Raw genomic sequence first — 14,280 nt, 5'->3', positions numbered from 1 at the left:
TCCCTGCGAAGCATGAAAACCGTCCCGTTCTCGGCAGCATAATGCGCGTGGCCTTCGACGGGTTCCTAGCATAAAATCCACGCTAGCGGATCTCGGTGGGAGGGGCCGATGGTGACGTCGAGAAAAATCGCAACCGCGAGCGCTGGAATCATCGGTGCACTCTTCCTGGCAGGAACGGTCTACGCTGACGAACCGCGAATATTGAAGGAGCTCAGCCCGGATGGCGGCAGCGCCTGTTTCGGCCGGGTTTATGATGCAAGCCATCTGAAGGCCCATCCGCATCAGAAGGTTGCGCGGATATTTTTCTACCACGGCCGTGATCCGGTCAGTCGACCGAGCGAAGATCCCTATAACGGTGTGGGTTCTGCCGGCTATAACGGCTTCATGGCGACGACCGTGCGGGGCGCTCCCAAGCCTGAATGGGTCGGCGGCTGGTGCAATGCCTCGGAGGAAGGCGGAGATAAAAGTTCGATCCATTGCGGCATGGAATGCGACCGCACCATGGCCGAGCTCAGCCTTGATGCGACGGGACGGTTGAAGGTCGACGCCTTCGACCGCGATATCTACCTGGACATCGGCGCGGAAGACGAACTCGGCAGGGTGGAATACGAACAGCAGGCGCTTGGAACGGATGATAACGGTTTTCTGCTCGAGCGAAGGCCTGTAGCGGATTGCGAGGCTGAGTTCGCACGGATCGATCCGGTCAATCCTGCATTGGGTGATCCGTTGCGCGTGCGGTTGAAGCCAGACCAGCCTTTCTGTTTTGGAAGGGACTATTCGGCTGAACATCTCGCGTCACATCCCGACCAGTTGACGCAGGCCATTCGTGTGTTTCGCAGCAAGACGGAGCTCGCTTCCTTCGCGGCCAAGGGAACGATTTCCGACTGGCCGAACGGGGCTGACCTTGTTGTCGCCATAACCTCCCGCAAGGGGGCGGCAAAGGCCACACAAACCTATTCCTGCCAAGGGGAGGCCGACCAGTGGCGCTGCGCGGCGATAACTGCCGCCAATGGCGCCTCCTGCGATCTGTCGGAGAAGGAGATTTATCTGCGCCGCGGTGCCGGTGGCACCATGATGCTGGCCAACCCGAACGAGAGCCTGCCGCTCACCGATCTTTGCCAGGCTAGCGGCGAGACAAAATCGGACGACAGGGTCTTTCGCCTGGAGGCGATGCCGCAATCAGCCTGCGCGCAGTAAGCTTCAGGCAAAGGGAACCGCAACGGTTCCCTTCGGCAGTTTGGCTTCGTCGTCCGGCTCGACATGGATGGTGACGCGCACCGAGGGGATTTCAGCTTTCAATGCGTCTTCGATGCGGTCGCAGATGACGTGGCTGTCGCCGACCGACATATCCGCATCGACCACCATGTGAAATTCGATGAAGGTGGCGCGGCCGGCGATCCGGGTCCTCAGATCGTGGACCTCCAGCGCTCCCTTGGAATTGGCCGAAATGATGTCGCGGATGCGGATGTGCTCGTCCATGTCGACGGCGCGGTCCATCAGCCCACTCATCGACGAGCCGATCACATGCCAACCCTGCCACAGGATGTTGAGTGCCACGATGACGGCCAGTGCCGGATCGAGGACGTGCCAGCCGGTGAAGACGGCGCCGACGAGACCGATGAAGACGCCCACGGAGGTGACGACATCGGTCATGATATGCTTGCCGTCGGCGACCAGCGCAGGGGACCGCGCCGAACGGCCGATGCTGATCAGTATCCACGCCCAGATGGCGTTGAGCAGAGTTGCCAGGCCATTGACGGCGAGACCCGTCCATGGCTGCTCCAGCGGAGCCGGGTTCTGCCAGGTGCGCCAGACCTCATTGAGGATCAGCATGGCGGCAACCACGATCAACACGCCTTCCAGCACGGCCGAGAGATATTCCGCCTTGTGATGGCCGAAGGGGTGATCCTGGTCGGCTGGCTTATGGCTGATACGGATCGCCCAGAAGGCGGCGGCAGAAGCGATCACGTTGACGATCGATTCCAGTGCGTCCGAATAGAGCGCAACCGAGCCGGTGATCAGCCAGGCGACCAGCTTCAGGCCAAGAACGGCAAACGCCACCACGATCGACCAGAGAGCGAGCGTGGCGACTTTCCGTTTGATAGCGTCCTTGGCCGTTACTGCTGTCATTTCCGCTTAGGCTGCCTTTTCCTTTGCCTTGCGCGGCAGATGCGCGACGACATTTTCGATCATGCGCATGCCTGCATTGTGACCGAGGGTCATGATCGATTCGGGATGGAATTGCACCGCGGCAATCGGTTCCTTCTTGTGCTCGAACGCCATGATGACGCCATCCTCTGTCTCCGCGGTGACGACAAAATCATCGGGCAGGCGGACCGGGTCGGCAAAGATGGAATGATAGCGGCCGACCGTCACTTCCTTCGGCAAGCCTGAGAAGACGACACCAGGTTTCGAGACCCGGATGCGCGACGGCTTTCCGTGCATGGGAATGGCAAGCTGCCGCAACTCGCCGCCATAGGCTTCGGCGAGTGCCTGCAGGCCAAGGCAGACGCCGAAGATCGGCAATTCTCGTGCTCTTGCCTTCTTGATGGTGGCGGCGCAGTCGAAGTCCTTCGGCGTGCCGGGGCCGGGCGAGAGCACCACCAGATCCGGCTTGAAGCTGTCGAATACTTCTTCCGGCACCGGCGTGCGCACGGTGGAGACATCGGCGCCGGTCTGGCGGAAGTAGTTTGCCAGCGTGTGGACGAAACTGTCCTCGTGGTCGACGAGCAGGATGCGGACACCCTCGCCGACGCGGGCGGTGGCGCGTTCGACGCCGGCGGAGTTGCCGGCCTTGGCGTCACGGATGGCAGAGAGCATGGCGGAGGCCTTCAGTTCGGTTTCGGCTTCTTCTTCCTCGGGAACGGAATCGAACAGCAGCGTGGCGCCGGCGCGCACTTCGGCGATGCCGTCCTTGATGCGAATGGTGCGCAGCGTCAAGCCAGTGTTCATGTCGCCGTTGAAATGCACCATGCCGATGGCGCCGCCATACCATGCGCGTGGGCTCTTCTCGTTCTGTTCGATGAAGCGCATGGCCCAGAGTTTTGGCGCGCCAGTTACTGTCACCGCCCAGGCGTGCGACAGGAAGGCATCGAAGGCATCCATGCCTTCACGCAGGCGGCCTTCGATATGGTCTACCGTATGAATGAGACGCGAATACATCTCGATCTGGCGTCGGCCTATGACACGCACCGAGCCGGGTTCGCAGACCCTGGACTTGTCGTTGCGGTCGACATCCGAGCACATGGTGAGCTCGGATTCATCCTTCTTGGAGTTGAGCAGCTTGAGTATCTGCTCGCTGTCCGAAATGGCGTCGTCACCGCGCTTGATGGTGCCGGAGATCGGGCAGGTCTCGACACGGCGGCCGTTGACGCGCACGAACATCTCCGGTGAAGCGCCGATCAGGTATTCGCCTTCGCCGAGATTGATGAAAAAGGAATAGGGCGACGGGTTGATGGTCTTGAGGCGGCGCGAGATCTCCGACGGGGCTGTTTCGCAGCGCTCGTAGAACATCTGACCGGGCACGACCTCGAACAGGTCGCCGCGCTTGAAGCTATCCATGGCCCGGCGCACCAGCTTGGCATACTCGCCGGGTTCATGATCGCCGCGTGGTGGGATGCGGTCCGCTGGCTTGAAAGGTTCCGCCACCGGTTCGCGCGGCAGGCCCTCGGTCGAAAACCCGTTGCCGGCATAATCGTAACGGTCGGTCCAGGCCTTGGCGGAATAGTGGTCGACGACCAGGATCTCGTCAGGCAGGAACAGCACGAGGTCGCGCTGGCTTTCCTTGCGCTCCAGCTTGAGATCGACGGGATCGAACTGGAAGGCAAGATCGTAGCCAAAGGCGCCATAGAGGCCAAGATTGCTGTCTTCCGGACTTTTGAACAGTGCGGTGACAGCGCGCAGTACCGTGAAGACCGACGGCATCCGGCTGCGCTCTTCCTCGGTGAACACCCGCCCGGGTTTCGCAACCTCGATCCTGGTCAGCGCCTTGGTGCTCTCGATGATCGCGATTTCCGCAAGACCGGCCAATGCATTGTTGACCGTCGGCAGAAGAGCCTCGCCGCGAGCATTGAGCGCTTCGATCTTCATGGCGCGGCCGCGCGAGGAGATGACGAGCGGCGGATCGATGATGGCGGTGTCCCAGCGCGTGTAGCGGCCGGGATATTCGTAGTTGGACGAGAAGACCGCGCCGCGTCGCGCATTCAGCCCGTCGAGATAGGATTCTATCGCGCCCTGATAGGGTGTGTCGTGCCTCTGGCGTGTGATTGCGATGCCGCCGGCAGTCACGAACCGCTCGGCGCCGTTTTCCAGGATTTCCACCGTCATTGCCATCTCCCTGTTCCGCCGCGGTGAGGTCTGGAGGCATTTCTGGAAAACAAAAGGCCGCCGGACTTCTCCTGCGGCCACTCTGGTCTTTCACGCACACGCGTTTCGACAGGCCGCTCCTAGCTGGCCCACCACCAAACGGTCTTGATCGAAAGCATGTTCATGGCGATTTCCTTAGCTGCGAATGGGGGTTCGCGCAACCGGATTTGCACGGCGGCCCCTCACGCAGCGCGAGAGTATATCTTCGTCGGTTGCAGGTGGGTGGGCAAACCGTCACGAGGAGTGAACGAACTCTTCGTTGAAAATGGCCGCAGCCTGAAGGTTGCGCGCCAGCAATGCGTTGCGCGCCGCGTTCACCATTCCTGGCGGCCCGCATAGATAAGCCTCGGTTCCACCATCAAGCGGGATGGTGCGGATTTCATCCAGAGATGTGATCGGATTGCCGACGACCCCCTTCCACTCTTCTCCGGCCCTGTCGGCTGCCAACACCACTTCCAGAGGCAAGGTTTCGGCCAGCGCCTGCAACGTCTCCAACGCATAGGCGTCCTCGGCATCGGCGAAGCCGGCAACCACCGCCAGGGGTGGCGTGGCGCTCGTAGGCTCGATGCTGGACAGCATCGAGACGATCGGTGCCAAACCGGTGCCACCGGCGACGAAAAGTTTGGGGCGAGCAGTCGAGCGCAGGTAGAAGACGCCGAACGGGCCGCGCACGGTGAAGGCATCCTCCGGCTTTGCCCTTTCGTTGAGATAGGTGGACATGGCCCCGCCTGGCAGGTCGCGCACATGCAGCACCTGCTCCTTCTGCGAGGGTGGGTTTGCCAATGAAAAGCGACGCGGACCATCCATGCCGGGAAAGTGCACTTCGACATACTGGCCGGGCAGGAAGGCCAGCGGAAACTGGAGCCGGTAGCGGATTTCCCAAACCGAGCGCGAAGCACGCGCGAAAGTGTTGATCTTGGCGCGTCGCAGGGAGGGGGGCGTCACGTCGGTACGCTGATACGGCAAGTGGAGGGCCATGCCCGGTTCCGCCGACGTGATGCAGAGCAGGACTTCATTGCCGTCGGCATCGCGCGCCATGCAGGTACGGCATGTTCCTTCCCGGCAGTTGCTGGCCAGCAGGTTGCCGGCTTTCTCGGCCGAGGTGAGAATGGACTGGCCGTCGACCGGCGGGAAGTGCATCGCCTCGCCGTCGGAAAAGACGAGGCGGATATGATCCCGATTGTCCATCAGAAATCGTCGGAGACGTAGCCGGTGGAAAGTCCGTCAATGCTGACCACATTGTTGGCGAGACGATAGGCCTCGATCTCGTCCTCGCCCTGGCCGCCCGCCCATTTCACCAGTTCGTCTCGCTCCTGCATCTCGCCGACGACGGGGATACTCCAGCCGCAGGAGGTCGCGACGCTCTCGACATGGAGCCGGAAGAGCTGGCGCACGCCAGGCAGGTCGGGGTACGGCGCACGCAGGGCTGGCCATTCGGGATGATCGGGCCGGATCAAATCGGCCTTGCCATACAGGCGCAAGGTCATGGCTTTGCCTGAAAAGGCGCAGAACATCATGGTCATGCGTCCGTTCTCGGTGACGTGAGCGGCGGTCTCGTTGCCCGAGCCGGTCAGATCGAGATAGGTCACGGTGCGCTCGTCCAGGACCCGCAGCGTGTCGAGCCCTTTCGGCGACAGGTTCACGCGGCCATCCTGCGGTGCCGTCGCGACAAAGAACAGTTTCTGCGCCTCGATGAAGGCCCGCATGTCGTCGGGGATGGTACGCCAACCCAGTCCCATGGTTCTCTCCTCACCACATCATGAAGGAAGCGACGTCCGCATCGGCGACCTTGCCGGCCATGACGTCGGCGATCGCCCGGTCGACGATGGCGACGCCTTCGGCAGCCTCGTCCTCGGTCAGCGTCAGCGGCGGCATGAACTCCAGCACGTTGGCCTTCAGGCCGACATAGGTCAGGGCCGCGCCCAATTCGTAGCAGCGGTAAATGATCTTGGCCGTGGTGGTCGCCGGCACGGGTTCGCGTGTGGCGCGGTCCACGACCAAGTCGACACCGACGGCGAGGCCGCGGCCGCGCACTTCGCCGATGATCTCGTGCCGGTCGGCCAGCGTACGCAGACCGTCGGCGAAGAGTTTGCCGATGCGGGCGGAACGTTCCGCCAGATGTTCGTCCTCGATCGCCTTTAGCACCGCGCCGCCGGCCGCCGTTGCGACAGGGTTGCCGGCGGTGGTCAGCAGCGCGAAGGCCGGTGCGTGATCCATGATCTCCCTCGGCCCGACCACGGCCGACAATGGCAAGCCGCCGCCGAGCGCCTTGCCGAATACCACCATGTCGGGTGCCAGGCCTTCATGCTCGAAGCAATGCATGAGGCCGCTGCGGGCCAGGCCGACCTTGACCTCGTCGACGACGATTCTGATGCCATGCCGGCGGCAGCGCTCCTGCAATGCCTTCAGGAAGCCGGGCGGCGGTACGATCAGGCCACCGTCGGACATCAGCGGCTCGATGAAGACAGCCGCGACCTGATCGGGCGGACAGGTGGTCTCGAACTGATAGTCGAGCATCGACAGCACGGCCTCGGCACTGAAGCGCGGCCGGTAAGGATCTGGGTAGGGGAGCAACAGCACGCCAGGCCTCGGCAGTGTGTGGGTCATGGCGGTGTGGCCGCTGATGCCCATCGAGCCCGACAGGTTGCCGTGGTAGGAACCGATAAAGGAAATGAACCGCGGCCTGCCGGTTGCCGCCGCCAATACGCGCAATGCGCAGTCGTTGGCGTCGGACCCGGAATGGCCGAACCAGACCCGGCGATCGCCTTCGCCGGGCGTGATTGCCAGCAGCTTTTCGGCCAGGGAGACGGCGGGTTCATTGGGATAGAGCAGCAGGCTGGCGCCCGCCATGTTGCGGATGGACTTCTCTACAGCCTCGACGATGGCGGGATGACCATAGCCCAGCAGCGCGGGGCCAGCCGAGCCGGACAGGTCGAGCACCTCGCGACCACCTTCCTCGATCAGCCGGTTACCGCGACCGCCGACGAGCGAAAGCGGCGAGAAGCGCAGCCGGCCGATTTCGGCGATCGCGCGAGCGTCGCGTTCCCGCAGGCCAAGATTGGTCATGTCTGAGCGTCCTGGATGCGTGCGAGCGCCGCGGCCATTCTTCCGGCCCACTCCTCGACGCCGGTCTCGTTGGCCAGCAGATCCTGCCGGATCTCGACCAGCGCCGCCTCGATGCCACGCCGGTCGCCATGGATCGGAACGGCGTAGTCGGCATCGTCGCTGATCACGTAGGGGACATTGGGCGCGACGTTGAGCGACGGGTCGAGACGCAGCCCGTCTATGATCGCTTCGCCCAGCCCGGTGGCCCGGTCATAAAGCACGCCAGCGTGCCAGGGGCGTCTTTCGCCGAGGAAAACAGGCGTGAAGGAATGGATCGTGACGATGCGCGTCGGCCGCCCGGCGGCCTGGCGGGTATCGAGATGGCGCGCAACCTCGTCGTGAAACGGCGTGAACATAACTGCGGCGCGCCGTGTCCGCTCGACTTCGTCCAGGCCTGCATTTCCGGGAATGTCGGTGTCTTCGGAGCGCGTGGGAATGCTGCCCTCCGAACCAAGAGGCCGATTGAGGTCGATAAGCAGGCGCGAGTAGTTGCTGAGGAAGGCAGGCGCGTCCAGCCGCTTCGACAAACGTCGCGTCACCTCTGCCGCGCCGATGTCCCAGGCGATGTGGCGTTGCAGATGCGGCGCCTCCAGACCCAGCCCGTGGTAGCGGGCCGGCATGTGATTGGAAGCGTGTTCGCACAGAAGCACGATACCGGAACGGCCGTCCTCGTTGAGCACCTCGACGGCCTGCGGCCAGTCGTGTTCGGGTTCGGCATCCATATTCAGTAGAGCTTTCGATACAGGTCACATACGCCGACAGGATCAAGACCCGCGAGACGCTCGACTTCATGGCGTTTGACGCCGACAAAGGTCTCCACGAAGGCTGGCGCGAACCAGCCGGTGACGGTCTCGTCGGCGAGCAAGGCATCAACCGCTGCGGGAAGGCTCTCCGGCAATCGTTTCAGACCAAGCTTCCCCTTTTCCGCCTCGGTCATCTGTTCGGGGTCGCCCGTGACAAGCGGCGGCGTGGCGAGACCAGCTTTGATGCCCTCCAGCCCGGCGCGTACGATGGCCGCCATGGACAAATACGGGTTGGCGGTCGCATCTGCGGCGCGATATTCGATGTTGTACTGCCGCGCCGGATCGCGCCCGCCAATCGTTACGGTTGGGCAGATGCGCAGCGAGGCTTCGCGGTCGCGGTCAGCGAGCCACGTATAGGAAGAGCTCCAGCTGTGCGGCTTCAGCCGGTAGTAGGAAGGCACGCTCGACGCCGTGAGCACGGTGATTGCCGGCAAATGTTTCAGCACGCCGGCGCAGAAGGCGCCCGCAATGTCTGACAGGCCGCCTGGCTTGCCGGCGTCATAGGTCGCAGGCTTGCCGGAGGCGTCGGTGAAGCTGAAGTGGATATGCACACCGTTGCCGACCCCATCCGGCACGGATTTCGGCGCGAAGGTCGCATGCCAGCCGTTGTTGCGGGCGATTTCGCGGGTGATCTCGCGGATCGCCACCGCCCGATCGGCGGCCGCGAGTGCATCGGCCGGGGCATGCGTGACTTCGAACTGCTCATCGCCGAACTCGGCGATTATGACCTCCGGTGCGACGCCGGCTTCCTCCAGCGCCGCCATGAGCGTCGGCGCGAAGGGATCGGCACGCCGCAGCGCTGCGAACGACAGGGAATGGGCAGGTGCGAAATCGGCACCGGAAATCTGGAATTCCTGCTCGAAAGCGCCCGTGAGGCTGAGACCGGTCGCGGCCTTCAGCTCGGCCAGCGCATCGATCAACATGGTGCGTGTGCAACCGAGCCATGGCGTTCCATCGAGTTCGACGATGTTGCCTGCCACCATGTCGAACGGCGTGGCCGAACCGGTCAGTACGGTGCGGAAGCGTGCCTTGAGATCGGGAACGAGGCGCAGGTCGCCCGAAGAGCCCCACGGATTGGGCACGACGATGGAGTTGAACGGCGTAAGCGACAGATTCGCCTGCAGCCAGCCGACGCCGGTGGCGGCAACCTTGTCCAGGCGGCTTTCGGTGACCGAACGGCCGCGTGTGATCGCTGCGAGGTCTGTCGTGACGACGGCGACGAGGGCTTCGACAGGCGTCGTCATGCGGGCTTCCCCATCGCTTCGATGCGGGCCACGGCGGTCTCGGTATCGGTGACCCAGCAATAGCCCCCGAACGCTTTCAGCGCGATGTCATGGCGTTCCTGCGTGCGGGTGGCGCAGGCATCCGACACGCAGGTGACGAGATAGCCGCGATCGGCGGCATCGCGCACCGTCATGTCGACGCATTGGTCGGTGAGGACGCCGACCACGATGAGGTATCGAATGCCAAGGTTCTTCAGCAGGTAATCGACATTGGTCGAGTTGAAGATGCCGGAGGAGGTCTTGGGCAGCATGATTTCATCGCCGACCGGAGCGAGGGGCGCTATCGGCAGGCCCTCCGGCAGGCTCGGTGGAACATGGATGGGAGTAAGCTTGTGGTCGAGCGATCGGTCGCGGCCGTCCTCGGTCAGGCTCTGGATGATGGTGTGCAGCACCTCGACGCCATTGGCACGGGCCGCCTTCAGCAGCCGTTGCTGGTTGGGGATCGTCTCCGTCGCCGTCTGGCGGTAGAAATAGTCTTCCGGGCCAAGTTCCGGATGATCAGGGTCGGCACCTGGTTCCAACCAGATCCGCTGCATATCGACGAGCAGCAGCGCGGTTTCGCCGCGGCGAAACGGTTCGTCGCGCCTGGGAAGGGATTGGATCATGATCTGCGGTCCTGCCTTGCTGATTTCGGTCCGGGGGTTGTCCTGACGCCATCCTGCGACGGCTCATTGTCGAGGGTGACGGCGTTGGCGTGCCGCACGTCCTCCAGCCGCTCGATGCGGGCGCGGCCGTCATCCCCCAGCGTCGAGAGGATATGGGCGGTGAGCGCTTCCATCTGGGCGATGGCCGGCGCCAGCGTGTCGTAGGGAGACGCGACTTCGAGCGGGCTGACGATGGTCGTCTCCGCGAATTCCGCGACCGGCGACAACCATTGGTCGGTGAACAGAACGATACGCACGTCGCGCGCGGCGGCCTGCCGGGCAAAGGAGACGACATCGAGCTGGTAGCGGCGATAGTCGAAAACGACGAGCACGTCCTTGCGTCCAAGGTCGGCAAGGATATCGAAGGACTGGCTGGAAAGGACGCCGATGTCGCGAACGCTCGGTCGGAACTGCAGCAGATATCCGGCAAACATGCCCGCGACGTGGCGGCTGAAGCGCCCGCCGACGAGCACGACCTCGCCCCTGGCCTCCATGATGAGGCGCGCGGTACGGTCGTAAGTGGTCAGCGGCGTGATACTCGTGGCCTTTCCCATCGCCTCGTTCACCGAGGCGAGATAGGCGAGGATAGGGTTGTCTTCCGAGCCGGATGGACGCTTGGCTTCCATCATCAGCAGCGGCGAATGCAGCCTCGCTTCGACTTCCGCCAGCAGCTTTGCCTGGAAGTCGGGATAGCCTTCATAGCCGAGCTTCATTGCCAGCCGGACCACGGTAGGGTCGCTGACGCCTGCTCGGCGGGCGAGACTTGAAGCGCTGCCGAGGCCGGCGCCCGGATAGTCCGTGAGCAGCAGGCGCACGATCTTCTCCTCGGAAGGAGTCAGCGCCAGATCCTGCCGCATCAGAACATCGCGTATCGCCATCTGCCTCCCCTGGCCGTTCTTTTTATCGTTGCAGAGTTTATTACAGAAACGGAATTATCGGTCAACAATGAAGAAATATTGACATCGCTTCCGATGTCGTCTTAGCTGATGGGGAAGCAGCGACAGACTGTGGGGAACGACGAATGAAGAACGGCGATGACATCATCATCGTGGGCGCGGGGATCGTAGGATCCAGCGCGGCGATGCATCTTGCTGGCGAGGGCGCGCGCGTAACGCTCATCGAGCAGACACATCCTGCAGGAGGGCCTTCCGGAAAGTCATCGGCGCTCCTCCATGCCTTCTATCTGATGCCGGAATTGTCGCAGCTTGCCATTCGGGGGCGGGAGATCCTGGTTGCGCTTCCGGAGATCGCGCAGGAGGGATCCTTCGTGACGCAGGTCGGTATGATGTGGGTTTGTGGCGAGGAGAATGCCGCAGGCTGGTCATCTGCCGCAGAACGCATCCGCGACGAAGGCGCTCGAATGGAGACGCTGACCCCGGCCGAATTCGCCGCCGAGGCGCCCGACTTTTCCACCGATGGCGTGGCGCTTGCCATCTGGGAACCGGAATATGGCTATGCCGATGCCTTCGGAGCCACCAACGCGATAGCCCGCGCGGCGCGTGCTCGCGGTGCCCGGATCCTGCAGAACACCCCGGTTGCCAGACTGCTGCGCAGGGGCGATCGGATCGCCGGTGTCATGCTCGCCGATGGAACCGTGCTCGAAGCCGACACGGTCATCCTGGCTGCCGGGCCATGGACACGTCGCCTGCTCGCGACGGTTTCACTCGACCTGCCGCTGCATGTGGAGCGCCATCCGATGGCCGTGCTGAATGCCAACGGCAAGGCGCGCCAGGTCATGCCGTGGGCCTGGTGCGACGACATCTCCCGCAACTATGCCAGGCCCGACAATGACGGCGTGATCCTCGCCGGCACCTGGGCCGGCGGCGGTACCGGGATGCGGCACGAAGAGACCATCCGACCGCGACTGGTCGAGGATCCCGATACCTACATGGAGGGTGTCGAGGAGGCCGAGTCGGTCGACATCCTCGAGACCTTCGCCTCCCGTGTCCCGGCGATGATGGAACTCGGAATCAGGCCGGGCTACGCCGGTCTATACGACATGAGTCCCGATGACTTGCCGGTGATCGGCGCGATGCCGGGTGTTGAAGGACTGATCGTTTCTGCGGGGTCGTCCGGGCACGGCTTCAAGACCGGGCCGGCGGTGGGCGAGGCCATCGGCAAGCTCGCGCTCCATGGAGCGCAACCCATCCTGGCGCCATTCTCTCCGCTCCGTTTTGGGGCCTTGTGATGGCGGTCATGACGATGGAGCGCAGCTCGGCCCGTTCGATCCTGCCGGCGGCATTCCGCAATGCCGGCGTGGATGCGCTGGCGATGATTGCTGCGCTGGTGCTGGCGGCGCTGGCGCTCTACCTGTTCGGCAATGCCGCCATGCAGCGTGTGGTCACCTATGCGGCGATCATGCTGACGGCGGTGCTCGGCCTGCAGATATTCTCCGGCAACACCGGTATCGTTTCCTTCGGCCATGCCGCCTTCGTCGGGCTGGGCGCCTATGCCACAGGCATCTTGACCATGCCCGCAGCCCTGCAACGCACCGCTCTGCGCGACCTGCCGCAGTTCCTGGCCGGGCACGAGATGTCTTTCTTCGCGGCGCTCACGGTGGTGTTGGTGTTGGCCATGTTGATCGGCCTGATCACGGGCATGCCTTTGTTCAGGCTCTCCGGATCGAGTGCTTCGATCGCCACGCTCGCCCTGCTCATCATCGTCTACACATTGTTGGTCGCGGGACGCGAGATCACCCGAGGTAGCCAACCTTTCTATGGTGTCCCGCGCGAGGTCGGTTTGTGGACTGCTGTCGCGGTCGCAGCCCTGGCGATCGTGGCGGCGCGGCTATTCAGGGAGACGTCCTTCGGCCTTGCCGCACGCGCGGCTGCCGACGATGAGCGCGGTGCCGCTGCCGTCGGCGTCGACCATCGCGTAGCGCGGCTGGCTGCATGGGTCCTGGGCGCCGTGGCCGCGGCTGCCGCCGGCGCCATGATGGCGCAGTTCCTCGGTGCCTTCTCGCCCAAGGATTTCTATTTCGACTTCGGTTTCACCATGCTCGCCATGCTGATCGTCGGCGGCATGACGTCTTCGCTCGGTGCATTCGCCGGCGTCGTCGTGACGGTTCTCGTGGTCGAGGTGGTGCGCCGTTTCGAGGGGGGCGGCGTCATATTGGGCCTGCAGATGCCCGTGTTGTTCGGCCTTACGCAAGGGGTCCTGGCGGTGGCCATGATCCTCGTCATCTGGCGGCGTCCGACGGGCCTGTTCGGAGACCACGAGCTCAACCTGCTGCGTCGTCCAGGCATGACGAAAGGAAATCCGGTCAAACTGGCGGCAGACGCTGCTCCGGCGCGTGTCGAAGGCGGCCCGATCTCGGTCGAGAAGCTGTCGCGCCGCTATGCCGGCGTGGTGGCGGTCGATGATGTGACGCTAACCTTCCAGCCCGACAGCATCACTGGCATCATCGGCCCGAACGGTGCGGGCAAGACGACGCTGCTCAACATGATCGCGGGCGACGTCACGCCGAGTTCCGGCACTGTTTCGGTGGGCGTGCCGGCCCGGCCGGCAAGCGCTTTCCGCTTCGCCCGCGCCGGCATCGCCCGCACCTTCCAGAACATTCGGGTCTTTCCGCGCATGACGGTGCTCGAAAACGTTGTCGTGGCTGCACGCGAGGTCGAGCCTGGCCTGGCGGCCGCCGAGGCCGCCGCACGGCATGAGCTCGCACGCATGGGGCTGGAGGCTTTTGCAGATCGGCCAGCGGCCAGTCTCGCCTATGGCCAGCGCCGTCGGCTGGAGGTGGCGCGTGCGCTGGCACTCAAGCCGCGCTTCCTGCTGCTCGACGAGCCGGCAGCCGGCATGAACGCGGTGGAAACAGCCGAGCTTGTGTCGATCCTGGCCGCGGTGCGCAGCGAACGGCATATCGGCGTGATCCTTATCGAGCATGACATGCGACTGGTGATGAACCTGTGCGAGCGCATCGTCGTGGTCGATCGCGGTCGCGTGATCGCCGACGGCACACCGGCAGAAGTGCAGAACAACCCTGCGGTCGTGGCCGCCTATCTTGGCAGTCGCACGGCACGCGCCCGCCAGGGAAACGACGTCCAATGAACAAGAACAACCGGACACCCAGTGGGAGAACTC

The 14,280-nt window shown here is 63.6% G+C and carries 12 protein-coding genes; 3 read left to right on the top strand and 9 right to left on the bottom strand.

Going from position 1 to position 14,280, the window contains the following annotated elements:
* Positions 1 to 108: 108 nt before the first annotated feature.
* Positions 109 to 1,197, top strand: coding sequence for a hypothetical protein (locus ACFWXH_RS26860; protein WP_379124490.1), 1,089 nt, complete (start codon positions 109 to 111; stop codon positions 1,195 to 1,197).
* Positions 1,198 to 1,200: 3 nt separating this feature from the next.
* Here the strand turns inward: ACFWXH_RS26860 and ACFWXH_RS26855 are convergent, their stop codons facing one another.
* The 9 genes from ACFWXH_RS26855 to ACFWXH_RS26815 form a co-directional block, all read right to left on the bottom strand.
* A complete protein-coding gene (locus tag ACFWXH_RS26855) occupies positions 1,201 to 2,130 on the bottom strand; it encodes a cation diffusion facilitator family transporter (RefSeq protein WP_054311432.1) in 930 nt (309 codons plus the stop codon).
* 6 nt (positions 2,131 to 2,136) lie between these two features.
* A complete protein-coding gene (locus ACFWXH_RS26850) occupies positions 2,137 to 4,326 on the bottom strand; it encodes an anthranilate synthase (RefSeq protein ID WP_379124489.1) in 2,190 nt (729 codons plus the stop codon).
* 273 nt (positions 4,327 to 4,599) lie between these two features.
* On the bottom strand, positions 4,600 to 5,553 hold the full coding sequence (locus ACFWXH_RS26845) for a 2Fe-2S iron-sulfur cluster binding domain-containing protein (protein ID WP_379124488.1): 954 nt from the start codon (positions 5,551 to 5,553) through the stop codon (positions 4,600 to 4,602).
* Complete coding sequence (locus ACFWXH_RS26840; RefSeq protein ID WP_379124487.1) at positions 5,553 to 6,104, bottom strand: pyridoxamine 5'-phosphate oxidase family protein; 552 nt, start codon at positions 6,102 to 6,104, stop codon at positions 5,553 to 5,555. Before ACFWXH_RS26840 ends, ACFWXH_RS26845 begins: the two co-directional genes overlap by 1 nt.
* Positions 6,105 to 6,114: 10 nt before the next feature.
* Positions 6,115 to 7,431, bottom strand: coding sequence for an aspartate aminotransferase family protein (locus ACFWXH_RS26835; protein WP_379124486.1), 1,317 nt, complete (start codon positions 7,429 to 7,431; stop codon positions 6,115 to 6,117).
* On the bottom strand, positions 7,428 to 8,192 hold the full coding sequence (locus ACFWXH_RS26830) for an N-formylglutamate amidohydrolase (protein ID WP_379124485.1): 765 nt from the start codon (positions 8,190 to 8,192) through the stop codon (positions 7,428 to 7,430). Before ACFWXH_RS26830 ends, ACFWXH_RS26835 begins: the two co-directional genes overlap by 4 nt.
* Positions 8,193 to 8,194: 2 nt before the next feature.
* Positions 8,195 to 9,517, bottom strand: a complete 1,323-nt coding sequence (locus ACFWXH_RS26825; RefSeq protein ID WP_379124484.1) for a glutamine synthetase — start codon at positions 9,515 to 9,517, stop codon at positions 8,195 to 8,197.
* Positions 9,514 to 10,161, bottom strand: coding sequence for a cysteine hydrolase family protein (locus ACFWXH_RS26820; RefSeq protein ID WP_379124483.1), 648 nt, complete (start codon positions 10,159 to 10,161; stop codon positions 9,514 to 9,516). Before ACFWXH_RS26820 ends, ACFWXH_RS26825 begins: the two co-directional genes overlap by 4 nt.
* Positions 10,158 to 11,078, bottom strand: a complete 921-nt coding sequence (locus tag ACFWXH_RS26815) for a MurR/RpiR family transcriptional regulator (RefSeq protein ID WP_379124482.1) — start codon at positions 11,076 to 11,078, stop codon at positions 10,158 to 10,160. Before ACFWXH_RS26815 ends, ACFWXH_RS26820 begins: the two co-directional genes overlap by 4 nt.
* 143 nt (positions 11,079 to 11,221) lie before the next feature.
* On the opposite strand from ACFWXH_RS26815, the gene ACFWXH_RS26810 reads away from it, so the two are divergent.
* Entirely contained in the window at positions 11,222 to 12,388 is a 1,167-nt protein-coding gene (locus ACFWXH_RS26810; RefSeq protein ID WP_379124481.1) for an NAD(P)/FAD-dependent oxidoreductase, read from the top strand.
* A gap of 8 nt (positions 12,389 to 12,396) precedes the next feature.
* Complete coding sequence (locus tag ACFWXH_RS26805; protein WP_379124761.1) at positions 12,397 to 14,247, top strand: branched-chain amino acid ABC transporter ATP-binding protein/permease; 1,851 nt, start codon at positions 12,397 to 12,399, stop codon at positions 14,245 to 14,247.
* The last annotated feature ends 33 nt before the right edge of the window (positions 14,248 to 14,280 follow it).

The sequence above is a fragment of the Mesorhizobium sp. NPDC059054 genome, from assembly GCF_042739215.1.
Classification (GTDB): domain Bacteria; phylum Pseudomonadota; class Alphaproteobacteria; order Rhizobiales; family Rhizobiaceae; genus Mesorhizobium.
The sequence above is the reverse complement of the archived record's forward strand: the minus strand, read 5'-3'. Positions and strand labels throughout refer to the sequence as shown.

Excerpts from the sequence above, each read along its gene's own strand:
- ACFWXH_RS26860 (WP_379124490.1), top strand. The coding sequence starts at position 109 with ATGGTGACGTCGAGAAAAATCGCAACCGCGAGCGCTGGAATCATCGGT.
- ACFWXH_RS26855 (WP_054311432.1), bottom strand. The coding sequence starts at position 2,130 with ATGACAGCAGTAACGGCCAAGGACGCTATCAAACGGAAAGTCGCCACG.
- ACFWXH_RS26850 (WP_379124489.1), bottom strand. The coding sequence starts at position 4,326 with ATGACGGTGGAAATCCTGGAAAACGGCGCCGAGCGGTTCGTGACTGCC.
- ACFWXH_RS26845 (WP_379124488.1), bottom strand. The coding sequence starts at position 5,553 with ATGGACAATCGGGATCATATCCGCCTCGTCTTTTCCGACGGCGAGGCG.
- ACFWXH_RS26840 (WP_379124487.1), bottom strand. The coding sequence starts at position 6,104 with ATGGGACTGGGTTGGCGTACCATCCCCGACGACATGCGGGCCTTCATC.
- ACFWXH_RS26835 (WP_379124486.1), bottom strand. The coding sequence starts at position 7,431 with ATGACCAATCTTGGCCTGCGGGAACGCGACGCTCGCGCGATCGCCGAA.
- ACFWXH_RS26830 (WP_379124485.1), bottom strand. The coding sequence starts at position 8,192 with ATGGATGCCGAACCCGAACACGACTGGCCGCAGGCCGTCGAGGTGCTC.
- ACFWXH_RS26825 (WP_379124484.1), bottom strand. The coding sequence starts at position 9,517 with ATGACGACGCCTGTCGAAGCCCTCGTCGCCGTCGTCACGACAGACCTC.
- ACFWXH_RS26820 (WP_379124483.1), bottom strand. The coding sequence starts at position 10,161 with ATGATCCAATCCCTTCCCAGGCGCGACGAACCGTTTCGCCGCGGCGAA.
- ACFWXH_RS26815 (WP_379124482.1), bottom strand. The coding sequence starts at position 11,078 with ATGGCGATACGCGATGTTCTGATGCGGCAGGATCTGGCGCTGACTCCT.
- ACFWXH_RS26810 (WP_379124481.1), top strand. The coding sequence starts at position 11,222 with ATGAAGAACGGCGATGACATCATCATCGTGGGCGCGGGGATCGTAGGA.
- ACFWXH_RS26805 (WP_379124761.1), top strand. The coding sequence starts at position 12,397 with ATGACGATGGAGCGCAGCTCGGCCCGTTCGATCCTGCCGGCGGCATTC.